This is a genomic window from Paenibacillus sp. VT-400, from assembly GCF_001029205.1.
GTDB lineage: Bacteria > Bacillota > Bacilli > Paenibacillales > Paenibacillaceae > Paenibacillus > Paenibacillus amylolyticus.
In genome coordinates this window covers 904,163-928,698 of sequence record NZ_LELF01000067.1, presented here as the reverse complement: position 1 = coordinate 928,698, position 24,536 = coordinate 904,163, and the positions used below count along the sequence as shown (strand labels likewise).

Annotated in this window: 24 protein-coding genes; 7 read left to right on the top strand and 17 right to left on the bottom strand. The window is 46.0% G+C overall.

Annotated elements, in window-relative coordinates; all coding sequences use genetic code 11:
- Positions 1-41: 41 nt before the first annotated feature.
- From EL84_RS14960 to EL84_RS14950, 3 genes are all read right to left on the bottom strand, one after another.
- Positions 42-1,595 (bottom strand): ABC transporter substrate-binding protein, encoded by a 1,554-nt coding sequence (locus tag EL84_RS14960; RefSeq protein ID WP_047842243.1) that lies wholly within the window; start codon positions 1,593-1,595, stop codon positions 42-44.
- A 100-nt stretch (positions 1,596-1,695) separates the two neighbouring features.
- A complete protein-coding gene (locus tag EL84_RS14955) occupies positions 1,696-2,559 on the bottom strand; it encodes a carbohydrate ABC transporter permease (RefSeq protein WP_373865007.1) in 864 nt (287 codons plus the stop codon).
- Between the two features lie 96 nt (positions 2,560-2,655).
- Positions 2,656-3,561 (bottom strand): ABC transporter permease, encoded by a 906-nt coding sequence (locus tag EL84_RS14950; protein ID WP_017689672.1) that lies wholly within the window; start codon positions 3,559-3,561, stop codon positions 2,656-2,658.
- A 408-nt stretch (positions 3,562-3,969) separates the two neighbouring features.
- Between EL84_RS14950 and EL84_RS14945 the strand changes: the two genes are divergently transcribed.
- Entirely contained in the window at positions 3,970-6,222 is a 2,253-nt protein-coding gene (locus EL84_RS14945; RefSeq protein WP_047842242.1) for an AraC family transcriptional regulator, read from the top strand.
- Between the two features lie 129 nt (positions 6,223-6,351).
- Here the strand turns inward: EL84_RS14945 and trmB are convergent, their stop codons facing one another.
- Together trmB and EL84_RS14935 are read right to left on the bottom strand one after the other, a co-directional pair.
- Positions 6,352-7,107 (bottom strand): tRNA (guanosine(46)-N7)-methyltransferase TrmB, encoded by a 756-nt coding sequence (gene trmB / locus EL84_RS14940; protein ID WP_047842241.1) that lies wholly within the window; start codon positions 7,105-7,107, stop codon positions 6,352-6,354.
- Between the two features lie 152 nt (positions 7,108-7,259).
- On the bottom strand, positions 7,260-7,460 hold the full coding sequence (locus EL84_RS14935) for a hypothetical protein (RefSeq protein ID WP_036610190.1): 201 nt from the start codon (positions 7,458-7,460) through the stop codon (positions 7,260-7,262).
- A 318-nt stretch (positions 7,461-7,778) separates the two neighbouring features.
- Here EL84_RS14935 and EL84_RS14930 point away from each other — a divergent pair, with 318 nt between their 5' ends.
- The 4 genes from EL84_RS14930 to EL84_RS14915 all read left to right on the top strand — a co-directional run bounded on the left by EL84_RS14930 (position 7,779) and on the right by EL84_RS14915 (position 11,506).
- Complete coding sequence (locus EL84_RS14930) at positions 7,779-8,732, top strand: TIGR01212 family radical SAM protein (protein ID WP_047842240.1); 954 nt, start codon at positions 7,779-7,781, stop codon at positions 8,730-8,732.
- Positions 8,733-9,317, top strand: coding sequence for a class I SAM-dependent methyltransferase (locus EL84_RS14925; RefSeq protein WP_036610195.1), 585 nt, complete (start codon positions 8,733-8,735; stop codon positions 9,315-9,317). It begins immediately after the preceding gene.
- Between the two features lie 189 nt (positions 9,318-9,506).
- Positions 9,507-10,484, top strand: a complete 978-nt coding sequence (locus EL84_RS14920) for a type I phosphomannose isomerase catalytic subunit (RefSeq protein WP_047842239.1) — start codon at positions 9,507-9,509, stop codon at positions 10,482-10,484.
- 41 nt (positions 10,485-10,525) lie between these two features.
- Positions 10,526-11,506, top strand: a complete 981-nt coding sequence (locus EL84_RS14915; protein WP_047842238.1) for an alpha/beta fold hydrolase — start codon at positions 10,526-10,528, stop codon at positions 11,504-11,506.
- Positions 11,507-11,632: 126 nt separating this feature from the next.
- Here the strand turns inward: EL84_RS14915 and odhB are convergent, their stop codons facing one another.
- From odhB to EL84_RS14885, 6 genes are all read right to left on the bottom strand, one after another.
- Entirely contained in the window at positions 11,633-12,904 is a 1,272-nt protein-coding gene (gene odhB, locus EL84_RS14910) for a 2-oxoglutarate dehydrogenase complex dihydrolipoyllysine-residue succinyltransferase (RefSeq protein WP_047842237.1), read from the bottom strand.
- 5 nt (positions 12,905-12,909) lie between these two features.
- Complete coding sequence (locus EL84_RS14905; RefSeq protein WP_047842236.1) at positions 12,910-15,783, bottom strand: 2-oxoglutarate dehydrogenase E1 component; 2,874 nt, start codon at positions 15,781-15,783, stop codon at positions 12,910-12,912.
- Positions 15,784-16,417: 634 nt separating this feature from the next.
- Positions 16,418-16,852 (bottom strand): NUDIX domain-containing protein, encoded by a 435-nt coding sequence (locus tag EL84_RS14900; protein ID WP_036610206.1) that lies wholly within the window; start codon positions 16,850-16,852, stop codon positions 16,418-16,420.
- Entirely contained in the window at positions 16,853-17,350 is a 498-nt protein-coding gene (locus EL84_RS14895; protein WP_036610208.1) for a GNAT family N-acetyltransferase, read from the bottom strand.
- Positions 17,351-17,709: 359 nt separating this feature from the next.
- Positions 17,710-18,219 (bottom strand): 8-oxo-dGTP diphosphatase, encoded by a 510-nt coding sequence (locus EL84_RS14890; protein ID WP_047842235.1) that lies wholly within the window; start codon positions 18,217-18,219, stop codon positions 17,710-17,712.
- A 238-nt stretch (positions 18,220-18,457) separates the two neighbouring features.
- A complete protein-coding gene (locus EL84_RS14885) occupies positions 18,458-19,246 on the bottom strand; it encodes a DUF3891 family protein (RefSeq protein WP_047842234.1) in 789 nt (262 codons plus the stop codon).
- Positions 19,247-19,441: 195 nt separating this feature from the next.
- Between EL84_RS14885 and coaA the strand changes: the two genes are divergently transcribed.
- Positions 19,442-20,371 carry a type I pantothenate kinase gene (gene coaA, locus EL84_RS14880; RefSeq protein ID WP_036610217.1) on the top strand — a complete coding sequence of 310 codons (930 nt, stop codon included), beginning with the start codon at positions 19,442-19,444 and terminating at the stop codon, positions 20,369-20,371.
- 64 nt (positions 20,372-20,435) lie between these two features.
- The gene (locus tag EL84_RS14875; protein ID WP_047842233.1) at positions 20,436-20,798 is read left to right on the top strand and encodes a DUF423 domain-containing protein; all 363 of its coding nucleotides are present in this window, start codon (positions 20,436-20,438) and stop codon (positions 20,796-20,798) included.
- Positions 20,799-20,866: 68 nt separating this feature from the next.
- Here EL84_RS14875 and EL84_RS14870 read toward each other — a convergent pair whose 3' ends face one another.
- The 6 genes from EL84_RS14870 to EL84_RS14845 form a co-directional block, all read right to left on the bottom strand.
- Positions 20,867-21,418 (bottom strand): histidine phosphatase family protein, encoded by a 552-nt coding sequence (locus EL84_RS14870; RefSeq protein WP_047842232.1) that lies wholly within the window; start codon positions 21,416-21,418, stop codon positions 20,867-20,869.
- Between the two features lie 24 nt (positions 21,419-21,442).
- Positions 21,443-22,225 (bottom strand): glutamate racemase, encoded by a 783-nt coding sequence (murI, locus tag EL84_RS14865; RefSeq protein WP_053061503.1) that lies wholly within the window; start codon positions 22,223-22,225, stop codon positions 21,443-21,445.
- Between the two features lie 295 nt (positions 22,226-22,520).
- Positions 22,521-22,868: a hypothetical protein gene (locus EL84_RS14860; protein WP_053061502.1), complete on the bottom strand. Its 348-nt coding sequence runs from the start codon at positions 22,866-22,868 to the stop codon at positions 22,521-22,523.
- Positions 22,869-22,973: 105 nt separating this feature from the next.
- Positions 22,974-23,444, bottom strand: a complete 471-nt coding sequence (locus EL84_RS14855) for a GNAT family N-acetyltransferase (RefSeq protein WP_053061501.1) — start codon at positions 23,442-23,444, stop codon at positions 22,974-22,976.
- Complete coding sequence (locus tag EL84_RS14850) at positions 23,444-24,103, bottom strand: GNAT family N-acetyltransferase (protein ID WP_161799433.1); 660 nt, start codon at positions 24,101-24,103, stop codon at positions 23,444-23,446. Before EL84_RS14850 ends, EL84_RS14855 begins: the two co-directional genes overlap by 1 nt.
- 59 nt (positions 24,104-24,162) lie before the next feature.
- Positions 24,163-24,534 (bottom strand): hypothetical protein, encoded by a 372-nt coding sequence (locus EL84_RS14845; RefSeq protein WP_321163442.1) that lies wholly within the window; start codon positions 24,532-24,534, stop codon positions 24,163-24,165.
- Between the last annotated feature and the right edge of the window lie 2 nt (positions 24,535-24,536).

Below are 24,536 nucleotides of genomic sequence, written 5' to 3'. Positions count from 1 at the left end.
CGAATTTGAAGGCACCTTTTCTTTATGAAGGAAAGTACAAACTATTGTATGCCTGTAGACTTCAAATACTCCTGCCACTGCTTGGTGTATTCTGCCTGAATTTTTTCCAATCCTGCTTGTTTAGCCTTCTCCATAAATGTGTTCAATCCAGCCTCTACGTCTGCCACCAAACCTACATTAAGCGGATACAGATATTGTTTTTCCACTTGTTCCAATGCAGCCTTCTCGGCTTGGTACGGTGTCCAGTCTTCAGCAAATCCGGTATAAATATCCGGCTTTTTGATTTTGTCGAGATCTTCAAACATGGTCAGCACGTCATCAAAGGTTTTGTCATAGAGCATGAATTCCGGATTACGCCATGCCCAACCATTCATGCCCTCACGCGGGAAGCCGTTTGTTTGTGCATCGCCTACCATTTTGTAGTATCCATTATCTACCTCGAAGTTTTTGCCTTCAACGCCGTATTCAGTCAACCAGTTATATCGTTTGTCTGTCACCAGTTTCTCATAAAATGCCAATGCTTTTTCCGGGTTTTTACTGCTACGCGGAATCGCAAAACCATTGTGGATCGGGTGAACCGGTTGTGCAAACCCTTTTGCATTCGGGTACGGGAAATAAGCCAGTTTCCAATCTGGATGAGTAGACTGCACCTTGATGACATCTGCATTAAATTTGTTCGGGTTCTCCCCGGACAGAACAACAGCCGCTTTTCCATTTTGCAGCAATGAGTTGGAAGTATCCTTTACATTCAGTACGTTTTTCGGGAAAAAGCCTTTATCCATCCAGCGTTTGTATGTTTTCAGGTCTTCCAGGTGTTGCGCCGATCCCCAGTAGGACGTCACGGTTGTTGGTGTGTCATACATAATATCCAGTCCATATGGAAGTTGACCTGCTGTATTAACCAGCTTGGATGTCAATTGACGAATACCATGGGTATGGTTGGCATTGCTATCCGCAATCGGAATCATATTGGGTTCGTTGGCTTTGATGCCCTCCAGATACGCTTCGAGCGTCTCCAAGGATTCCGGTTTCGGAAGATTGTACTTCTCGCGCAAGTCCTCACGGTACGCAATTCCCTCGGTTACATACTCAATCCAAGTGGATGGAACCGTATAGATTTTGTCATTGATTTTGACAGCATTCCACATGTCATCAGGTACATGAGCTTTCAGCGCTGGCGCTGCTGTAGGCAACATTTCATCCAGTGGCAGGAACGCACCCTTCTTGGCATAGGACTGGTAGAATGTCCAATCTGCTGTGAAGATCAGATCGATCGGCTGTCCAGAAGACAGCAGCAGTTTATATTTTTGATCCCAGTCGGTCCATGAGGTGTAGTTGAATTTCACATTGACGTTCAGATCAGCCTCAGCCAGCTTATTGATCTCGGATTCAATGACAGGCAGATCTTTCGGAGCATCCCCAAGCATGTAAAATTGAAGCGTGACTTTCTCGCCTTTGTTCCCGGATGTTCCTCCCTGCTCGCTTCCTTGCGTCGATCCCCCCGAACCGTTATTACATGCGGCAAGTACCCCGGCGAACAACATCAGGGCAAGTACCAGAGACAGGTGCCGAATTGTTTTGTTACGCATACGCATCCTCCCTTTTTGTGGTGAACCTTTATATGTTAGCGCAGACTCGCCATGCTTCAGACCTGAAATGATGTCAATGGCCTGACGCCCACAGCGCGTTCACGTTCTAACCTTTCACTGCACCAATGGTGAGTCCTTTAACAAAATAACGTTGTACAAACGGATACAGGAACAAAATCGGTCCCGTTACAACGATGGCCATTGCCATCTTGGTTGATTCGGTAGGCACATCCTGACTGAGCGTGATCCCTGTGCCAATCGCCATCTGGTCAATGAATGTGATCGTGTTCATCGTGTTGTAGAGATAAAATTGCAGTTGGTACATATCCGGGTTGTTAATGAAGAGGGATGAGGTAAACCAGTCATTCCAGTAACCGAGTGCCAAGAACAGACCTACGGTGGCGATACCAGGCATCGCCAGTTTCAACACAATGCTGAAATAGATGCGGAAGTCATTTGCTCCATCAATTTTGGCGGACTCAATCAATTCATCCGGCACTGCCGAGCGAATGAAGTTTTTCATCAGGATAATGAGGAATGGCGTCATCAACCCCGGGAAAATCAGTACGGTGTACGTATCTGTGAGATTGAAGTAGTTCGCCAACATAATGTACCAAGGCACGAGCCCCCCACCAAACAGGGTTGTGAAGTAGATAAAAAACGAGAACGTGTTCCGATATTTAAAATCCTTACGCTGGAGCACAAATCCGGCCATCGTGATGAGGAACAGCCCAAGCGTAGTCCCCACCACCGTTGTAAAGACCGTTACCCCATAAGCCTTGAGTACCTTTGTAGGGAATGTAAAAACCATTTTGTAACCTTCCAGGGAAAAGTCCGTTGGAAAGAGGTGATAACCATCCCTCACAATGGACTCGTTGCTGCTGAATGAACCGGATAGAATCAGCAGAAACGGTAGCAGACACATGATCGATAAAATGATGATGAAGCTGTAGGAAATCAGTTGAAACATGAAAGTGAATTCCGAATCTCTGAGACGAGTATTCGTACGAGTGTGAGTATTCATTGGCGTGTTCATGATCGTTCTCCCTCCTGCCCTGCGGGCGTTCTAGAACAAGGCGTAGTCCTCATTTACTTTGCGGATAATATAGTTGACGGTCATGATCAAAATGAATCCAAACAAGGACTGATACAGACCAGCAGCCGTTGCCATCCCGATATCAAACGTTACTTTCAGTGAACGGTACACATACGTATCAATAATATCTGTTGCGTTGTACAACACCCCGTTGTTGCCGATCAGTTGATAAAACAGGTCAAACTGCCCCTTCATAATACTGCCGAGTGAGAACAACAACAGGATGACAAAGGTTGGCTTCAGCATCGGTACTGTAATGTACCAGATCCGCTGAAATATATTGGCCCCGTCGATTCGGGCAGCCTCATAATACTCATCACTGATCCCCGTTATGGCAGCCAGATAGATGACCATGCTGTATCCAAGATTTTTCCACAGGTAAAAGATGATGATCAGGAACACCCAGATCCAGGGTGTGTTATAAATGTCGACCGGGCCGGCCTCAAAACGTTTGAGTACCGTGTTCACAAAACCCGACTCGTAGTTAAACATGTTGTAAGCGATTACACTTAATAGTACAAATGAGATGAAATACGGCAAAAACATGACGGATTGAGTAATTTTTTTGAATAACCTGCCCCGGATCTCGCTAAGCATGATCGCACAGAAGATCGCCAGACCGTTTCCTAATATAATGAAGGCGAGATTGTAACCCACGGTATTGGTTGTGAGCTTCAGCAACATTCCGGATTGCCATAGGAACTTAAAGTTCTCCAGACCGACAAATGGACTACCAAATAATCCGCCTTCAAAATCATACCGGGTGAACGCATAATAGATGCCGACCATCGGAAAATACGAGTTAATCAGAAAAAAGATCAGCGTGGGCAACAGCATCAGAAACATGATTTTGTTTTTGTTCAATTCTTTGAGCATGGCTCGATCCCTCCCGAATTTCTTGCGGTGCTGCGTGGTGGAGCTCTCTTTTTATTGTAGATGCTCTCTTCACTCACGGATACTGAAGCTTCCCTTCAGAAAATGAACGATTCTGCGAAATGAACTATGAACAAAATGAACGAACCATGAAATGAACAGACATTCACACACATCCGTTCACAAATGTTGATATCGTGCATAGGCTACACCTAGTGAACAATCCAGCGAAAGTTGAACTTTATGTAGAGAAAACAGGCAAAATGGCCTGTCCAGCATTGATGTAAACGCATACATAATATATAATTCAAGTTACTCTTGCTCTTCTGTACATCGATATATGAAGCCTCACATATGTATATGAAATTCTATGTTGTTCACCCAAAATAGGAGGTCTGAGGGGGAAACAGAATGCGTAAACGTTCAGAGGACAGTCAGAAGGTCTTCACACGGATTCTGATCGGCATTATTATCAGTACCGTCGCTACCTTACTTGTGGCTTCTTCTATTTTGTACGTCAACTATAATCGGATTGCTCTTCGCCAGGTGTATCGTACAGATATGAACAGTCTTACTCAAACCAGCCGTGAAGTGGCCAAAATGACCGAGACTGCAAAATCATTGTCATATCAGATTTATCAAGACTACACCATCTCTTCATTACTGCTCTATTCCAAACCGAATATCTATGAAATCACATCCGCGATGGAGCAGCTAGACAACTACCGTATGTCCCTTCCTTTTATTGAATCTATCTATGTATATAACTCCAAAAGCAATGAATTCTATATCAGTTCCAACGTGCGCAATGGGCAGCAGTCCATCTCGGAGATCGACGATCAGGGGATTAAAAGTATCCTCCAGAACTTCCATGACTATAAACCTTTTGTACCCATCCCGCGTACATATCAGGTCGGCTCTACCGAAGCAACAGAGGTTAACAGCTACACCTATCTCTGTTATGACACGATTAATGATAACGCAAAGCTAAACTATGCTGTCATCGTTAATATCAAGGATGATTGGCTCAGTCCAAATATGAATGCTGTGGATCAACCAGGCAAAACCTTTATCGTGAATGAGAATGGAGACCTTTTATCCGACTTTGGCGACCGTGCATTGATGAAAAATCTCTCCAGCGAAGCTTTTATGAAGCCAATTATGCAGGAGACGGAGCAATCAGCTTACTTTACCGAGAAGGTCGACGGAGAAAAATCGCTCATCACCTATACCGCTCCCGATGATCTGGGTTGGCGTTATGTGAGAATAACACCTTATGATCTGATTACCTCAGATATACGGAGTATGCGCACACATACCGTTCTGTTTTGTGTTGGACTTCTCTTCGCAGGCTTGCTGCTCTCTTACCTTGTGTCCCGAAAACTATATCACCCTATTGATAAGGTGCTTGTTCGTTTACGTGTGATGGAAGCAGAGCGACGTGGCAGTCTTCATTTGTTACGGCAGGATTTTCTACGAGGGGCCCTACAGGGCCGCGAAACAGTAACTGGAGGTATGCTGGAAGAACGGATGAAGTTCTACGGCTCCTCCATTGATGTTCACCGTGCATCCAGACTGGTATTACTGCGTATTGACCATTTTACCGAATTCAGCGAAACGTATCGTGATGAGACCCAGCTTGTAAAATACGCCATGATGAACATCTGCACCGAGACAGCCGATCTCCACTACAATGCGGAAGCTGTGGACATGGGCGGTGATCTGATCACACTCATCTTCAATGAAAAAGCGGAAAACCATGAACTTGAGCAACCTGCTCATAACCGGATCGAAGAGCTGCTACGTATGATGCAGGCAGCTGTAATGACCCATTTGAAATGCTCCATCTCCTGTACGATCGGCACGGAAGAAGATTCATTGGAAGACAGTATTGCATCCTACACCAGATCAGCCGAAGCCTCACTTCATCGTTTGTTCATGGGACCGGGCTGTCTGATCTATACCTCTGACATCATGGCTTATCACGCCAAGGAGTACGCATTTCCAGCAGGTAAGGAAAGACAACTTGTTGATCATCTAATGACAGGTAAGACGCGAGAAGCAAAACAAGTCTATGCAGATATCGTCGGCGAGACAGCCGCATATCCATTTACCGTCTTCCAGCTAGCTTTATCCCATCTGACGATGACACTGAACCATGTACGAAATACCCTCAAGAAGAATAATCAACTCACGCTTGATTCAGTCTCGGATGGTCTAATGCTGCCTGTCAAAGACGCGGAAGACATCAGTGAAGTACATGAACACTTCTATCGGATGTTTGATGAGCTTGGTTCCAAAGTCGAGGAGAAACGTACACTGAAACACGAAGAGTTAATTCGTAAAATCAATGGCATTATTGAGCGGGACTATGTGGACCCCAATCTATGTCTAACTTCTATCGCAGATGAGTTGGGCATGTCGCCCATCTATGTAAGCAGGCTCTACAAACAGCTCACCCTGAAAGGGCTCACGGACGTAATTAACGAAACCCGCATAGCCAAGGCCCAGCATCTGCTGGTGGAGACAGAAAACTCCGTTGCCGACATTGCCGAGAGGACCGGATTCACCAACAGTTCATACTTCTATCGCATGTTCAAAAAGTTCAATGGTGTTACACCAAACGATTATCGCCGCAAAGAGTTTCATTCAGAGAACTTTTGAAATCATCCCAGACTTGAGTTTATGAAGTAATGCATATGGATTGTTAATTCAAAAAAAGAGCGACCTATGAGAATGAATCATTCACCTCATGTGTCGCTCTACTTAATTGAGTTTAAATTAGATTTCGATTTATTCCTGTTCCTGATCTTCGCCAGACTCATTCGAAGCTTCACGAACTTTATACTTGTCCAGACGTATCTGCTGATACTCACGCAAGGCCTCTTCACCCACAATCACTTCAACCCGGTGAATGTTCATACCTTTACCCATGAATTTCTGCTCGTACTCCGTCATCACATGTTCTTCATTCAAACCATCACGATGCAGATTCAAAGAAATATTGGTCATTTGCAAGCCAAAGTCGGCAATGGCGTTGAGTGAGAAATCAAACAGCGTCTCCGAATCGGTTTTGAAATGAATCTGACCTTTGGGATTAAGCAATTCCGTGTATTTCTTCAGGAAGCGCGGATGCGTCAACCGACGGCGTGCATGCTTTGCTTTTGGCCAAGGATCACTGAAGTTCAAATAAATGCGCTCCAGTTCTTCCGGTTCAAAAACTTCTTCGATCTGTTCGATATTTGCCAGCGCAAGCTTCAGGTTCGGAGGTGTCTCCACATCAGCCTGACTCCACGCATTACGAGCTTTCTCACTGGCACGACGCACCAGTTCATCATACATATCAATACCGATGAAATTAAATTCCGGATATTTATAACTCATTTGGCTGATAAATTGACCTTTACCCATACCAAATTCCACGAAGATCGGGTGATCATTGCCAAACAGTTCAGACCATTTTCCTTTATGTTGCTTTGGGTCCAGTACAACAAGATCAACTTGTTGCTCCAGATTTTCTCTTATCCCTTTTCTGCCACGTAAACGCATTTTATTCCTCCGTTTGTCCCATACTTGTCTCAGACTTATTTTGCCGAAGAACTGGCAAATTGTAAAGAGCAATGAAAAGGGAATCTTCGGATCTGCCACTTTGGGCAAATCTCAAAGATTCCCTCTTCGATTTATTTGGAATTGGGGTCCAACTACTTTAGTAGTTCATAGTCTACCTTATCTTGGTGTGAAAAATCAAATGTCTTTTCGAAAGCATCGCGAACTTTTTGTCTTGCAGCCGCTTTCACTTTCGGATTTCCATTAAAACGAACACCTGTTAAAGCCAGTGCTTCTTCTGCCGTCAATTCAACAGACACATGATTCAATTCATTGTTTTTAACTTGGGAATTCATTCATATCACCTCACGGTATAGTATGGTCCATGACGTCAACGTTGATTCAAATGCTATGATGAATAATACCCATTAGATGGTGTCTGACGCTGATTTAAATATAACATAAGGTGTAAACTATAGCAAGGAGAAAACCTTGATTTTACGGCCTATTTTTGCGTTTCGATTCCCTTTTTTTTTAGTTTTTTGATACAATGATAAAAGTTCATGAAGACACCTATAATCGCTATCCATCATCTATGACGGAAATCGCATAGCGCTTCTTCTTTTGTTCACGTATGATTACGGTAATTCGACAACCAAAGGAGTACCCTGAAGATGAATGCACCTGCATTACAGTCCCCTCTCCTGTGGGGAGATAAACGATTCCATACCTGGAATTATGAGATGCGAGATCAATTTAACAATAAGGTTTTCAAAGTGATGCTGGATGCTGGATTCACCTGTCCCAACCGCGACGGTTCCATTGCCAAAGGTGGTTGCACCTTCTGCAGTGCGCGTGGATCAGGCGATTTTGCTGGCAGCAGACGTGAAGATCTGGTCACCCAATTCAATACAATTCGAGATAAACAGCACCTCAAGTGGCCTAAAGCCCATTATATTGGCTACTTCCAAGCCTATACGAATACGTATGCTCCGGTTGAGGAGCTGCGCGAGTATTTTGAAGAAATTCTTGAGCAACCCGGTGTTGTTGGTTTGTCCATCGCCACTCGCCCGGATTGTTTGCCAGATGACGTTGTTGATTATTTGGCTGATCTGAACGAACGCACCTATCTGTGGGTTGAGATGGGCCTTCAAACGATCCATGATTCCACATCAACATTGATTAATCGCGCGCACGACACGAAGTGTTATGAAGAAGCGGTTGAGAAACTGCGCAAACGGAATATACGTGTGTGCACACATATCATATATGGTCTGCCTCAAGAGACACATGAGATGATGCTGGACACTGGACGGGCAGTTGCCAATATGGATGTACAGGGAATCAAGATTCACCTGCTGCATCTGATGCGCAAAACACCAATGGTGAAGCAATACGAAGCTGGTCTTTTACGTTTTCTGGATCAGGACGAGTATATCAAGCTGATCGTAGATACACTGGAGATGCTTCCACCGGAAATGATCGTACACCGTCTTACAGGCGACGCACCGCGTGATCTGTTGATTGGACCGATGTGGTCCATGAACAAATGGGAAGTGTTAAACTCCATTGATCGTGAGCTGCGAGAGCGGGATTCATGGCAAGGTAAGTATTGGAGGCGAGCATAGATGGGCTTTCTTTCGGTTCTCAGCTGTGCGCATCAGTGGATTGCTTCCCGTCTGCAGCCAGGTGATCTGGCGATAGATGCAACGGTGGGTACAGGAGCAGACACACTATTTTTGGCACAACAAGTTGGCCGGCGTGGTCAAGTCATTGGATTCGATATTCAAAGTGAAGCCCTCACGCTGGCACAGGCCCGGATTCGAAAACAAAATGATGAAGCCAAGCTTGGCTCCATCTCCATGCTTCAACTAAGCCATGATCGAATGGCAGAAGCAGTTCCTGAGTCATGGCTTGGTACGGTTGGTGCAGTTATGTTCAATCTGGGGTACCTGCCTTCAGAAAGTGCAGATTCCTCCATCATCACCGAGACTGACAGCACGATCGCTGCACTCGAGGCTGCACTCGCTTTATTACGTCCTCGCGGAATTATTACGGTTGTGCTCTACCCCGGTCATGACGGAGGGGCACAGGAAGCAGAAGCTGTATTGGACTGGTCCTCTGCCCTTCCGGTGGAACAGGCACAGGTTGTGATCTATCGCCAATTGCAGCGAGAAACTTCTCCTTTTCTGATCGGAATCGAGAAAAAATAATTTCCTTTGTTCCCCAAATACAATAAACTAGACACAATCGCAAGGCGAGCTATTAACGGCTTTTTCTTACTGCGATCTGTGTTCTACATCTACATATGCAAACGTATTCACTTGTTTGCTCATGGCGACTACATGCCCATGACTGATTAAAGCGATCCACCATTTCATATACTAGAGGAGAGATTACTGATGTCTACGCCATACCCATTACAATTCCAACCTGAGTTCAAAGAACGTGTGTGGGGCGGTCGTGCGCTGGAGCAATTCGGCCTTACGCCCCCTGAAGGACATATCGGAGAAGGATGGATGATTGCGGATCATCCCAACGGTACAACCAAGGTATTAAATGGAGCACTGGCTGGCAAAGGTCTGGATGAAGTTCGTGAACAACTGGGCACCGAATGGCTTGGAACCAAAGGTGTCTCTGAAAAAGGCGGCCGTTTCCCCCTTCTGATTAAGTTGCTTGACTGCAACGATGACCTGTCCGTTCAGGTTCATCCAACTGACGAGTATGAGGCACTTCCTCCTGGCGAGCTTGGCAAAACAGAAATGTGGTATGTACTCGACGCAAAACCGGGCGCACACATCATCTATGGCTTGAACGAAGGCGTTGATCGGGCAACATTAAAAGAAGCATTGGAAAACGGCACGGTGATGGATACCCTTCGTCAGGTGCCTGTAGAAGCTGGTGATACGTTCTTTATCCCTGCCGGAACAGTGCATGCGCTCTGTGCAGGTGTCGTTGTCGCTGAGATTCAGCAAAACTCGGATACGACGTACCGGATATACGATTACAATCGTCCAGGACTGGATGGCAAACCACGCGAGTTGCATGTTGAAGACTCATTAAATGTCACCGCCTATGAGGGCGCAGGTGCCTCAACGATGAAAACAAATAACGCTACTCCTGGTGAATGGCTCAAGCTTGCGGAATGCCCTTATTTTGTAGTTGAAAAAGGTATTGTGAACAAACGTTGGGAACTCTCCACCAATCCTGACAGCTTCACGATTCTCGTTGTCTGTGAAGGAGAAGGAACTTTGGAGTGGGCACATGCTGAATCAGACAGCATTGAATTGAAAGCTGGACAATGTTATCTCTTGCCAGCCAATCTGGGTTCTTATACATTGAACGGGAATACCACTGTTCTTCGCTCTTATCTGCCCTAAATCAAGCTTATATGTAACCTGTGAAGGAGGAATTACACGAGATGCAGGAATCTACCTTTGCCTTGGTCGCTAGTGAAGGTACCCGTATTCATGTGTACCGCTGGCTTCCCGATCCGGAATGTAACGTTAAAGGTGTCGTGCAAATTGCACATGGCATGGGCGAGACGGCAGCCCGATACGCCGAATTTGCCGACATCCTTACCCAAAATGGCTATGCGGTTTATGCCAATGACCATCGGGGTCATGGCAAAACTGTGGAGAATGCCAAGTTGCTTGGTAATGCTGGTATCGATGCCTTCCGCTGGATGGCGAGTGATATGATCAATCTGGGCGAAGTAGCCGCCAAAGAGAATCCTGGGGTGCCCCTATTTCTAATGGGACATAGCATGGGCTCATTCTTGGTACAACATCTCATGTACGCTGGTCATGAACAGTACCATGCCTTTATTTTATCCGGGACAAACGGCAGACGTGGTCTGCTCCGGTTTGGAGAGAAACTCGCCTTTTTACAATGCGGCATTCAGGGGGCTACCCACCCCAGCATGCTGCTTAACGCGATTGTATTTGGTGGATTTAATCGCTCTTTCCGCCCTGCAACGACACCGTTTGATTGGTTGTCCCGGGACTCACAAGAGGTTCAGAGATTCATTGATGATCCCCTGTGCGGAGCCGTCTGTACAGCAGGCTTTTTCCGCGACTTCTTCAAATTGCTGCTTGAAGTCCATCTCCCACACAATATGGAGCGCATACCCAAACACAAACCCGTATACCTGTTCTCAGGTGAGAAGGACCCTGTCGGACTTCATGGCAAAGGCGTTCTTAATCTGGTCTCGCAGTATAAGAAACTTCACCTGGAGAATATTGAGTATCGCCTGTATCCGGATGGACGGCATGAAATGCTGCATGAGATCAACCGAACAGAAGTGGCTCAGCATGTTGTGAACTGGTTAGAGCGGAATACCCCTGGCCCGAATACACACTCTAGTCCGTTGAACCGTACTGAGACGGCTGACTCTATATAATAGAGTCGGAGACATATCAAAAGCAAAAAGAAACCCCTGAATCGGATGTACAGCTCACGCTGCGCACCAGTTCAGGGGTTTTCTTGTTAAGCGATATGAATAATAGCTATGTTCAAACGTTATGGATTAACCTTCAATTAACAGGGATTCCGGGTCTTCAAGCAGTTCTTTCACGGTTACGAGGAAGCGAACAGCCTCACTACCGTCGATAATCCGGTGATCGTAGGACAACGCGATGTACATCATTGGACGGTTCTCCATCCGTTCTGCATCAATCGCCACTGGACGAAGCTGGATCTTATGCATCCCCAGAATACCCACTTGAGGTGTATTCAGAATTGGCGTAGACAACAAGGAACCAAATGTTCCACCATTGGTGATGGTGAACGTTCCACCTTGCAGATCAGATAACGCCAGCGTGTTGGAACGAGCTTTGGATGCCAGGTCCGCAATGCTCTTCTCGATCTCGGCAAAGCCCAGACGATCTGCATCACGCACAACCGGTACAACCAGTCCTTCCTTCGCAGATACGGCGATGCCGATATCATAATACTTTTTGAGTACAACATCTTCGCCATCAATCTCTGCGTTAATTGTAGGGAATTTTTTCAGAGCCCCCACAACCGCTTTGGTGAAGAAGGACATGAAGCCCAGGTTAATCTCATGTTTCTCTTTGAACTTGTCCTTACGGCGTTTACGTACATCCATGATCGCAGTCATATCAACTTCATTAAACGTAGTCAACATGGCTGCTGTCTGCTGAGCCTCTACCAGACGTTTCGCAATGGTTGCACGACGGCGAGACATCCGCTGACGCTCCACTGGTTTGGTATAGGTAGAACTTCCAGTTGCCGGAGCACTTGGTGCTGCTGGAGCTTTACTCGCAGGTGGAGCAGCAGGAGCAGGCGCCTGATTGTTATGGCTCTTCACATCATCCTGGTATACCCGTCCAATCGGATCTTTGCTCTGAACCTGATCCAGTTCGATACCACGTTCACGTGCAAGCTTACGGGCAGACGGTGAAGCCGTCTTAGCACTATCAGATGACTCTGGCGCTGCCGCAACAGGTGCCGATGGTGGTGTTGGAGCTTCAGGTGCAGGAGTAACGGCCTTTTTCTCTTCAGCTGCTGGTTCGGAAGCGGGTGCACCGCTTCCTCCTCCAGAACCAGCTGAGAGTGTACCGATCGTTTCACCGATCTCGACCGTCTCTCCTTCCTGACGAATGATCTTCTCCAGCACGCCACTTTCTTCTGCGCTGATCTCAATATTTACTTTATCCGTTTCCAGTTCAAGAAGTACATCACCCTGATTAACGGTATCCCCTTCTTTAACCATCCATCTGGAAACAGTTCCCTCAGTTATTGACTCACCCATTGCAGGTACTTTAATTTCACTCACAGCTGTTACCTCCCCAGTGGAATATTATTCTTCGTCGTTTGTTTCAACGCAGATGTAATAATCTGTTGCTGTTCCATACTATGCACAAGCTGATAACCGCTGGAAGGACTTGCGTGTTCCGGGCGACCTTCGTATCTAACGGTTGTGCCTTCAGGGGCAACTTCACGAAGACGAGGCTCCATGTATGTCCAGGCACCCATGTTTTTGTTTTCTTCCTGCACCCATACCAGTTCTTTTACATTGCTGAAACGTGCGAGTATGCGTTTGATCTCTTCTGCCGGGAACGGATATAGCTGTTCCACTCGAATGATGTGAAGCCATGACCAATCTGCTTTATCTTTTTCAAAAGCATCTTCCAGGTCAATAGCAATCTTGCCACTGCACAAAATAATGCGCTCTACGCGATCCGGCTGTGTACCCAGTCCGGCTTGCTCCAGCACAAGCTCAAACTTGCCTTCACTGAATTCGACTGCCGGTGAAGCAACACGCGGATTCCGAATGAGACTTTTCGGTGACATCATCACGAGTGGACGAGCATCTTCCGTTTCAGTCAAGGAAGCTTGACGACGCAACAAGTGGAAGTACTGCGAAGCACTCGATAAGTTGGCAACCGTCATGTTGTCTTCTGCACAAAGCTGCAGGAAGCGTTCAAGACGAGCACTTGTATGCTCAGGTCCCTGACCCTCATTCGCATGTGGAAGCAACATGACCAGACTGGATTTCTGAGACCATTTGGCACGACCCGCTGATACAAACTGATCAAAGATAACCTGTGCACAGTTGGCAAAGTCACCGAATTGAGCTTCCCAGATGACCAGTGTATCGGGTGAATATACGTTATATCCGTATTCGAATCCAACAACGGATTCTTCAGACAACGGACTGTTATAGATTGCAAAGGATGCTCTTGCCTGTGGCAAGTGATGTAATGGGCAGAACTTTGCTCCATTCTCCGAATCATGCAACACCAGATTCCGATGAGCGAATGTAGCACGCTCGGCATCCTGTCCACTAATCCGAATTGGCTTCCCATCTGCCAGAATGGTTGCAAATGCGAGTGTCTCCGCAAGGCTCCAATCCACTTTTTCCCCTTCGTTCAGGGAAGTGCTCCGGCGTTGCAAAATTCGCTGTAACTTCGGATACACATTGAAGTTCTCAGGCCATTTCAGCAGATCGGCATTAATGCTGCGAAGATTCTCAAGCGGTACCGCAGTCGGAGTAATCGTAACAGCCTCCGGCTCACTGATTTTCCGCTGATAATATTCATGTACTTCATTTTTCTTCATCTGGTCATAAGCTTCTTTTAATTTGTTCGTTACTCCATCGCGAATGCTCGTAATGGATGCATCATCGATAATCGATTCCTCTTTCAACTGATCCTGATACAAGTGGCTTACCGTTGGATGGTTTTTCACCTTGTCATAAACGATAGGTTGAGTTGTTTCGGGATCATCGGTTTCGTTATGGCCGTAGCGACGGTAACCGATCAAGTCGATCAGGAAATCCTTTTTGAAACGATTGCGATACTCGGCTGCCATACGAATGGCTGCAATACAAGCATCCGGATTGTCCGCATTCACGTGTACAATCGGAATTTCGTACCCTTTAGCAAGGTCACTTGCGTAGTACGTTGAACGGGAATCACTGCTATCTGTAGTGAAACCCAGACGATTGTTGACGATAATATGGATGGTTCCGCCATTCTGATATCCTGGCAGAGCTTTGAAGTTAAGCGTCTCTGCAACGATCCCTTCTCCAGGGAATGCTGCATCACCATGCATCAAAATGGTAGCTGCCTTCGTCACGTCCTGCTTCGGATACCCAGGGTCACGACGGTCATCCTGAGCCGCACGAGCAAACCCTTGTACAACCGGATTAACGTATTCCAGATGGCTCGGGTTATTCGCCAGAGTAAGGCGTGCCTGTACAGTTTCCCCGTCTTTCACAAAACGGTTGGCACCCATATGATATTTGACATCCCCCGTCCAACCGTAGTTGATCCCAGTCGAACCTTCCGATGGAACCAAATCTTTGTTCGGAGCATGATGAAATTCAGAGAAAATTTTGCTGTACGGTTTGCCCAAAACATGAGCCAGTACATTTAACCGTCCACGGTGGGCCATACCCATCAGAATGTGGCTTGATCCGGCTTCTGCCATGATGCGAACAGCTTCATCCAGCATCGGCACAAGCACATCGTTACCTTCGATGGAGAAACGTTTCTGCCCAACAAATGTTTTGTGAAGATAATCTTCAAATTGCTCGACTTCAACCAAACGTTCCAGCAAAGCCTTACGTTCTTTCGGCGTAAGTGGAGCCGGTGATGTCCGAGATTCCGCACGACGATTCAGCCACTCACGCTCTTGAACTTCGTGCACATGACTGAATTCGTAGGCCATGGGTCCAGTGTATATCTGACGCAAACGTTGGATTGCATCCCATCCGGTTGCTGTCTGCCCATCTGCACCTTCCCAGATCAGGGAAGCAGGCAAAGCTTTCAGATCTTCTTCGTTTAATTCAAAATGCTGAGGTTCCAGCAAAGATGTGTCTGTATCTTCACTGATTCCAAGCGGATCTATATCTGCAGCAAGATGACCATAGGTGCGGATGTTCCATACCAGTTTACCCGCTGTAACCGCTTTCTGTAATAGTTGAATGTCTACGCTTCCGGAAGCCGATTGGGCGTTGCCGGAATTCAAGGTTGTGCGTGCATCCCTGCCAGACATCGGCGGTGCACCCCATTGTTCAAATAGTTCACGATAAGCCGGTGTAACCGAACCAGGGTCTTGAGTGAATAATTCATATTGTTCCTGTACGTATCCCATATTGGGGCCATAGTAACTTTCCCAGGGCTTCTTGTTGCCTTCCACGATCGTCATCGACGTTCCCTCCGTCTTGATTTAGTCATAAGTTTTTGACGGAAATCATTGACTAAGCCGTAATTTGCGTTCGTTCAACATTTTAAGCGAAATTTTTCATGAAGTCCAATAATCGTGCTGTTGGTGGTAGTAACGTTAGTCCGACGCTCCCGTCAAGGTTTGTCTGCGTTTTCAAAATCAAAGTAAAACAATGATTGTATATACCGTCGCACAGATGTCGAATACTGTCCTGATCCGTTCGAAGGTTACACTTTCTCCTCTTCTTCAAGTGAAGTCCATGTTCTACTATCTATTCTATAAACTTTTACGCTCAGGAGCATTTCCTATTTTTAGTTCAATTGATGCATAAATTAGATGAATCGAATAAATCGATCAATTTGAGCAGAACAACGAACACTTAATTACAACAAAATAGGCATACGATCTCCCATTTTACCTCCTTAATTGAATTGTGGTCCATTATGTGCAAAAACAAACCGTCAAGTTAAACATTAACCATTTGACGTCACATTCAACAAATAATTGGGGTTTTCTTCAGGAGACCCACAGCAAAAAGCTGGCCCAGACATAAATTATCCGAGCAGCTTCTTTGGATTCATCAAATTTAAGTTAACAATAAAGTTGAGGATGCACATTAAGATGTACTTTTGCTAATCATATACTCTGCAAACGGCGTTAGGGAAAGATCTCTAACTTGCTCCAGTGTAAACCAGTCCGCGCCCAACGAATCTTCACCATCGGGTTCTTTTTTGATATGATCCGGCTGACTGGCTGCGGTCAAAACAACATCATACAACATCCCGATATGGTGCAACTCTTCCGGCTCACCTTGATACACCCATTCCAGTACCGTAGACTCCGCAGAACGAATCATCACTTGTAGATGGGTCAGGCCCGTCTCCTCTTCAATCTCACGATGAAGAGCAGTCTCTGGCTGCTCGCCAAATTCCAGCCTTCCGCCTGGTAAATCCCATTGCCCCTGATATGCTCCGCGAGCCTTATGAATCAACAGGAATTGGCCCTCCCAAGCTACCAAGCCATATACCCCAATATGTGTATGCCGATTCACTTAAGGACTCTTCCTTTCGTTTTCATCCTCTGTAACAGCATCCAGATCTATGGCCATACGGATCATATCCACACAGCGGATACCATCCTCTATAATCTCTTCCTCATAATGCCTCACAAAGAAGTCACGATCAACCCCGATAATGCGAAAACCGCAACGTTGGTATAACTTCAATTGATGAAAGCTGGAGTTGCCCGTCCCAATCTCGAGAATTCGGCATCCCAATCTACGTGCAGCTTCCATCGCTTCCTTAATCATGTGTTTGCCTACACCTTGTCCCTGCAGTTCTTCCTGTACGGCAATATTAACAATCTCCGCAGTCTCTGGACGAGTCTTCAACAATACGAACTCCCCAACCATCTCTCCTTCATACTCGGCAATAAAACAAACACCCCGACTCAGGTATTCATCCACAATTGCTTTTGAAGGATCAGCCATCAACAAAAGTTCGTAGGGTCTCTCTTCTTCCCAGTCCAAAATCCGGAACGACAATTTCATGCCAATCTCCACCTTTTCATCGTACAATATTCATTTACGTTCTGTTTGCAGAAGCCTATGTATGGCAAATCTACAAATATATCATTCTTCATTTCAACAAACTAGTTTACTAAATCTATTAATCACACACTATTACCCACAGACTAGTCATCTCCTATAAAAATAGTAAACTTCATTATATCATAATATTTGGATATAAATATATAGATATGGATGATACAATATGAGGCATTATTTTTATCCTAACCCAAGCTTAAATGCTCATGGATTAATTTCCATTCCCCATCAAGCGTCGCCGCACTGTATCCTTGCAGGGCATGCTGGTATCCCATGATTTTTCCTCCTTCTGACGGTTTAACTTATCGGGTCACACTCTGTTCAAGTACGGAATCGCTATACACCATAAATGTCTCTTGCAACGTACGGCCGGATGACTTCTCCCAGATCACACTCCGCTCAAAAGTGCCTTTTTGGAAAAAACGTGGGAAACGTTCAGCAAACCAATCCTGCATAGGCAGCTCAAAAACCCGCTTCATAGGCACCCATAACAGTTCGCCTTCGGGCGGATCTTGCAATAACTGACCCTCGAATGAAGTCGCCAAATAGTTAAATACCATGTACCGCAATCCTTGTTCGGGATCACAGAACTCATCAAGCCCTTTATACGTAATTTCATTAACTACTAGCCCCGTCTCCTCCAGAACCTCCCGCATGGCACCATCCACGATACTCTCCGGAAAATCTACCTTCCCCCCAGGAGCAATGTATCCCGGAAATCCTTTGCGGTCCGGCCGATTCATTAACAACACCTGATCATTCATTTTGTCCCATACCATACACATCGTTAATATCTCTATTCTAGTATCCATATTCGTCCTCCTGCTAACGTGCGCTTCTCTGCTGTACACTAACATTTCTGGGAATAACCTGTGTTTTCCTTCTTTATTCCCACTCTGATTCATTGGTATTTTCACCGGTCTCACAGTATAGTCTATGATGATATATATGCATACGAAAGGCGGACGCCCTGTACACCTGTACATTAGAAGCCCGCCTGTTTTGTGATATTCTATGCTGCTCTTTCCTCAAGCCTGGAGTTTCCAGTTCTCAGTTCAATTCCGTAATCAACACCCGGCGTTCCTTCCATTCAGCCCGGCGATAAGCCTGTTGCATACCAAATTTGCGGATACTTGCCTTTGGCACCGATTTATAAGGCAAAACGATCGTAAAGTCCTCATCAAACGGGAAAAACGACAGGCCTACTTTTTCATTGGATAACCACTCTGCTTGAATAGGTTGTCTGGAACAGGCATCAAACGTACAACTGAGCCCTTCTGCAAAAAAATCATAACGCGCAGCAGGGGTTCCCGGTTCCTCCATACAGAGAAACAGACTGAGCTGATCACAGAAAAGCATGATCTCCACATCACTTTGCAGCCTCTGTTTCAGTGCCTCAGCATCACCACCAAGCTGTTTCTCCCAACTCAACTGACGTTCGTGTTCTTGCTGCAGATAATCTCGGATTTCATCATCATCCTGAGCATTGGCCCCCAGATTTTTCTGAAACAGTTCCGTATACATCAAGCTACACAATAATCCGGCGTAGAGGTTTTTCTGCCGAACTTCTTCAATCCCTTTATGGTAGAATACAAAACGCGGACGCAATGGAAAGTCACGAAACGAATACGGCGACTGACTGTAATCATTCCAGAACGGAGACGAATCCAGTTCAATCCAGCCACGGTCATGTTCCTTGGCCGCTAGAATCAATTCATCCCGATGCGCAGCATCGGCTAATAATTCATTTTTCCAGTGGGAAGCCATCTCTCCGGCTACTAATCCATGCTCATGCTGTGCGGTCAAAACAAAATCATGCTCTCTCTCATATACGATCATGTGCTGTCACCCTTCCGCATGGTATACGTTGACTTTAACATAAATTGGGTTAAACTTTCCTAGTAAGTTGTTTTTCGCTCCATTTTGACGAAAGGCATTATGAAATGCACAATGTAAAGGTGTTGTCAGTTTCCTGAAATTTGATACACTAAAGGTTGTGTCCACAATTATATTACATACAGAAAGCGGGATCTCATGAATTTATACTCTCCTTACATCGAGTTTAACCGCAAGGAATGGGCTGAACTTAAAGAACATCAGACCACTCTTCCACTGACGGAAGCCGAATTAGAACAGTTAAAGGGATTGAATGAAGAGGTATCGATTCAAGAAGTCGAAGATATATATTTGCCTCTTACCCACTTTATTGACCTATATGCAAGAGTTTCACGAGAGTTGAATCAACTGACGGCCTCCTTTATGAAAAAAGAAGCCCTCCCCACCCCCTACATCATTGGAATCGGGGGAAGCGTTGCCGTGGGCAAAAGTACAGCGGCCCGCTTGCTACAGGCACTGCTCGCCAGAGGTAAGAACAGCCCGAAGGTTGACCTTGTCACAACCGACGGTTTCTTATATCCCAATGCGGTGCTGCAAGAGAAGGGCATCATGAACCGCAAGGGATTCCCGGAAAGTTATGATATCAAATCCCTGATTCAGTTCATGGGTGATGTGAAATCTGGCAAACCCGAAGTGAAAGCACCCGTCTACTCTCACCTCGCCTACGATGTCATTCAAGGAGAAGAGAAGCAGATCTGTCAACCGGATATTCTCATTATTGAAGGTATCAATGTACTTCAGATCAAAAAGGAAACGCCTTTGCTGGTTAGTGATTTCTTCGATTTTTCCATCTACATTGATGCGGAAGAAGAGCATATACGACACTGGTACGTTGAGCGTTTCAAGCTACTCCGCAATACAGCGTTCCAGAACACAGATTCCTTTTTCCATCAACGATTCGCCAATATCGATGAAGAAGAAACCGTACGTACGGCCAACCAGATCTGGCAAGATATCAATGCGAAAAACCTGCATGAAAACATTTTGCCAACCAAAGGACGTGCCAGACTGATTCTGAAAAAGGAAGCCGATCACTCCATTGGGCAGATTCAATTGCGCAAACTGTAGACAACACTCGTGCAGTACACCTTGATGTTATATCTAATTACCCTTAAAAGGAGAGAAAAACACATTGCAAACCCTGATTATACTCGGCAGTATTATGATGTTCCTGGCTGTTGCATTGGGTGCTTTTGGTGCACACGCGCTCAAGCGCAAACTATCCGCTGACATGATCAAAATCTATGAAACCGGTGTTCAATATCACCTCATCCACGGACTTGGCATCATCCTGATCGGACTGCTGGCAGACCGTCTTGAATCCTCTTCACTCGTCATGCTTGCCGGATGGCTGATGTTCGCCGGGATCATCCTGTTCTCTGGCAGCCTGTACGTTTTAAGTGTAACGGGTGTTCGCAGATTGGGAGCCATTACCCCACTTGGCGGAGTCGCATTTTTGGCTGGATGGGTTATGATCATGATTGCTGCATTGTAATATGCCCCGTGGATAAACGAAAAGAGTGTTCTGGCTGATATAATATCGCTGGAGCACTCTTTTGCTGTTTAATCTGTCCAAATTCTTCGAATGGTGGACAACCCTGCATCTGGTCGTTGTCGCTCCAGCACATACACATCCGGGTTAGACAGTTTGCTCCACTCTTCATAACCAAAGGATGGTTCATACTCACGAATAAGCAGGGATAACAAGTTTCCATGTGTAACCACGGCCCCATGCTGTTCCGGTCTGCTCCACAACTCTTCCAGTAGTGCCAGCCCCCTTGCAGCCGCGTTTCTCGAAGATTCCCCGCCTTCTTCCACCCAATCCACATCATCGTATGTACGTTTCAATACATCCATCCAGTTAGGCAGATCAAGAGAGCTAAGTACCCTCTCCTGGAGACGTTCATCCGTATGTATATGTTGCAGCGTTGCTATGCCCAGTGGCATAGCCGTCTGAACAGCCCTTTTCCATGGACTGGAGACAATATACGTTATGGAATGATGAGCCAAGATATCTGCAAGTTTTTCAGCCTGCCTGATCCCTTCATCTGTAAGCTCTGCATGAGGTTCCTGCCCTGTGGCCTTGGCGTGACGGATAAGATAAATCGACTGCATAGCTATCACCTCCTATGGTGTAACTTACTTGGAGTTCATCTCAAGATATTGAAGTGCACTGTACATCTTCTCCTGCTCTTCCGGTCGGCCTGATGAACTGAGGAAAGTGACCTGTTCCCCTGTTCTGTCTCCATGTTGAGCCACCAGTCCAAGCCGCTGCTTCAGATGGTTCACTGTACCTGTACCGCCATCAATGATCTGTATATGATCGGGCAGAACCGTGCGCAGAATGGACGTATAGAATGGATAATGCGTGCAGCCAAGCACCACTGTGCCATACCCTTGAAGATCAAGATCTGCCAGTTTGAACCGGAAATAATCAGCGATTTTGCGCGGATCAAAATCCAGCTGTTCACACCATTCCACAAGTTCCGGCAACGCAATGGAATCGACACTGTGGTGATCATCAACACGTGATACCAGTTCGTTATACTTGGTTTGGCTCAAGGTGAGGGCCGTGGCAAATACAAGCACTCTCTTCCCACTGTTGCGATTCATCTCCACGGCTGGTTTCACCGCAGGCTCCATGCCAATGATCGGGATATCATACTTGGCGCGCAGATCCTTCACAGCCAGACTTGTTGCTGTATTACAAGCAATCACGATTGCTTGAACATCCTCCTGAACGATGGCTTCCACACAATCAAAAATATGTCCTCTAACCTCATCCGCAGACTTCGTTCCATAGGGGACATGCAAGGTATCCGCATAATACAGAAATTTTTCTTCTGGAAACTGTTGTGATGCCTTATGCAAAACGGTTAAACCACCGATGCCTGAATCAAAAAAAGCAATTTTCTTAGTCAAGGATTTCACCTCTATAATGTATTCTTTCGGGTTCCAAGAACCTCTCAATGTTGCTCATGCTGACTGGAGGTGAGGTTTGTACTTCCGGCTCATCACACACTACAGTGCTTGACGGCTTGCGGGAACCATTCCGGTTACGGATCGTTCTTCTGATCGCTGTTGTCTCCAAATTTTCTTGAATAACCTTATAGATGTATAAATTCGGAGACAAAGGCGAACGCTATCGCTTCTTCAGAATCGATTCCGCCCCCTCCATTACTTCCGCTAAGTCAGGTACTATAGAGAAGATAAGCCATTATTCTACGCTCATTTTATACTGTCTGAGCCAGTCCTTGCCACTATGCCACGCCTCTACAGGGTTAAGCTCTCCAAGCAGTTCAGTACTTGCCTGAGCCATGATCCATTCCTTAAGACCATTATCCGGACTGGATTCGAGCTGCTGTAACAGGAAAGGCAGTCCTGCCTCACCCGTATTCAAGATGTCGTCGTAAGCCTCCCGGTTACCAGCAATATAATCATTCGGATTACTACTGGTCAGGAGGACAGGATCGCTAACCATCTGCTGCAGGTTGCTTTCAATGGTTGTTGATAATGCTTGGTCTTCTGTCCGAATCGAACATCTGCTACCGTCAATGCTGTGCATACGGATAACAAACCCAGAATCAGTCTTCTCTGATTCACTGTACCACTCCTTTCAACAACGAGTTAACGCAACAGACTCGGCTTTCATGCTCAAGCCCCCGGCCAACTACAGAACAAGTTCCCATTGTTCTTCGGTAAGCTCCTGACCTGACAACATCTGCTTGCGGATTTCCCTCACTTCAAAGCCCACGGATTGATATAATCTACGCGCGCCGATCAAAGACTCATTGGTCCACAGGATCACGGATGTGTAGTCCTTTTCTTTTGCAAAAAGAATTGCCTGTTCGATAAGCTTCACGCCCCATCCTGCACCACGTGCTTCCGGTTCGATCAGAAACCAGCGAAGTTGAGCCGTATTTTCATTCACCTGAGTAAGTCCTATGGAGCCGGAAGCTGTCTGATCTAACTCAACAATCCATAACATCTCCCTCGAATGATTGCCTTTAATTCCAAACGAATTCACCGCATGGGTGATAAATTCAGCAAAGCTATGATCATAATTATACTCGTTTCGATAAATTCGGATATGCGCTTCAATGACATACTTCAGATCCTTTTGTACGAAAGTGCGAATCATCAGACATCACAGTCCTTCCTCAAATCCACAGTTGTGATACTGAAATCCACACCGAACTGAATTAATCCGAGTTTACGGGCAACTTGCTGTGAAGCGAGATTATCCCAAGATGTACTGTAGATTGGCATGCGCCCACGCTCCTTGACATAATACTGCCAGCACTTTACCGTCTCCGCTGCATATCCATGTCCTCTATAACCGGGTGCCGTATATAGGCTCGCTTCCGCCCCATGATTGGAGAGCCTCGCGGAGCGGCACACTGCCACAGCAGAATCCCCAATAACATAAGCGGCAACAGGGCTTTTTTCATATAAGTGATCTGTTAATTCAGGAAAATGCTCTGCCAGCAAATAACGCTGCTCCTGACCAATCAACTGAACCTTCTGATTCCACTCGTGAGATAACTCAGGAAAAGCATAGGCGGGTCCCATCCACACACGGTTAACTGGCTCAAAGGTTTCCACCTTTCGAATCAGTTTTGGAATATCCAACGGAAGCTCGCTATCCTTAGCCAACTCATCGATTAGATTCGGCGGTAACTGCTCATGGTAATAGATCAGTGAACCAGCAGAAGTCATACCGATAAAAATGGCCGGAGCTTGCCCACCACCTGGCTCGTTAATGCTTATGAGACGCTTCTGCTCATTGATTGTATACAACGTGCTCACCTGTATTTTCAACATTTCCATAGACGACAGGTTGGATTTTGGAACCATAACTAAGAAGTTAACCTTTGCAATAATCGTTTGCCTTCACTGCCTTTACCAGCTTCTTGCTGCTCCAGAAAATCGGATAATTCACGTAAATCAGCCGGGCGATATCCAGCCCCGCACCCGCAATTATGATAGGTAAAACCATGACGATACAACATCATCACTTTGGTCCATTGTTTGGTATCATTTTGCTTGGGCGCCTGGAAATCCTGTCCCATGCTGACCATAGACGTGGCACATTGCGGGCATTTATATTCAAGTTGTGCCACCACCTCAGGGCTCAGGTCATGTCTGGAAACTTGTTTAAATGATTTGCGACAAATGAAACATGCATAGATGTCTTTATATGGTCCTGACAAGGCATATCTGCACATCATCT

Coding starts and splice junctions, on each gene's coding strand:
- EL84_RS14945 (WP_047842242.1), top strand. CDS start 3,970: ATGCGTAAACGTTCAGAGGACAGTCAGAAGGTCTTCACACGGATTCTG.
- EL84_RS14935 (WP_036610190.1), bottom strand. CDS start 7,460: ATGAATTCCCAAGTTAAAAACAATGAATTGAATCATGTGTCTGTTGAA.
- EL84_RS14890 (WP_047842235.1), bottom strand. CDS start 18,219: ATGGATACTAGAATAGAGATATTAACGATGTGTATGGTATGGGACAAA.
- EL84_RS14955 (WP_373865007.1), bottom strand. CDS start 2,559: ATGTTTCAACTGATTTCCTACAGCTTCATCATCATTTTATCGATCATG.
- EL84_RS14895 (WP_036610208.1), bottom strand. CDS start 17,350: ATGAAATTGTCGTTCCGGATTTTGGACTGGGAAGAAGAGAGACCCTAC.
- EL84_RS14845 (WP_321163442.1), bottom strand. CDS start 24,534: ATGATGTGCAGATATGCCTTGTCAGGACCATATAAAGACATCTATGCA.
- EL84_RS14860 (WP_053061502.1), bottom strand. CDS start 22,868: ATGCACAGCATTGACGGTAGCAGATGTTCGATTCGGACAGAAGACCAA.
- EL84_RS14885 (WP_047842234.1), bottom strand. CDS start 19,246: ATGATCGTATATGAGAGAGAGCATGATTTTGTTTTGACCGCACAGCAT.
- EL84_RS14950 (WP_017689672.1), bottom strand. CDS start 3,561: ATGCTCAAAGAATTGAACAAAAACAAAATCATGTTTCTGATGCTGTTG.
- EL84_RS14925 (WP_036610195.1), top strand. CDS start 8,733: ATGGGCTTTCTTTCGGTTCTCAGCTGTGCGCATCAGTGGATTGCTTCC.
- EL84_RS14855 (WP_053061501.1), bottom strand. CDS start 23,444: ATGATTCGCACTTTCGTACAAAAGGATCTGAAGTATGTCATTGAAGCG.
- EL84_RS14960 (WP_047842243.1), bottom strand. CDS start 1,595: ATGCGTATGCGTAACAAAACAATTCGGCACCTGTCTCTGGTACTTGCC.
- EL84_RS14930 (WP_047842240.1), top strand. CDS start 7,779: ATGAATGCACCTGCATTACAGTCCCCTCTCCTGTGGGGAGATAAACGA.
- EL84_RS14920 (WP_047842239.1), top strand. CDS start 9,507: ATGTCTACGCCATACCCATTACAATTCCAACCTGAGTTCAAAGAACGT.
- coaA (WP_036610217.1), top strand. CDS start 19,442: ATGAATTTATACTCTCCTTACATCGAGTTTAACCGCAAGGAATGGGCT.
- EL84_RS14870 (WP_047842232.1), bottom strand. CDS start 21,418: ATGCAGTCGATTTATCTTATCCGTCACGCCAAGGCCACAGGGCAGGAA.
- trmB (WP_047842241.1), bottom strand. CDS start 7,107: ATGCGTTTACGTGGCAGAAAAGGGATAAGAGAAAATCTGGAGCAACAA.
- EL84_RS14905 (WP_047842236.1), bottom strand. CDS start 15,783: ATGACGATCGTGGAAGGCAACAAGAAGCCCTGGGAAAGTTACTATGGC.
- EL84_RS14915 (WP_047842238.1), top strand. CDS start 10,526: ATGCAGGAATCTACCTTTGCCTTGGTCGCTAGTGAAGGTACCCGTATT.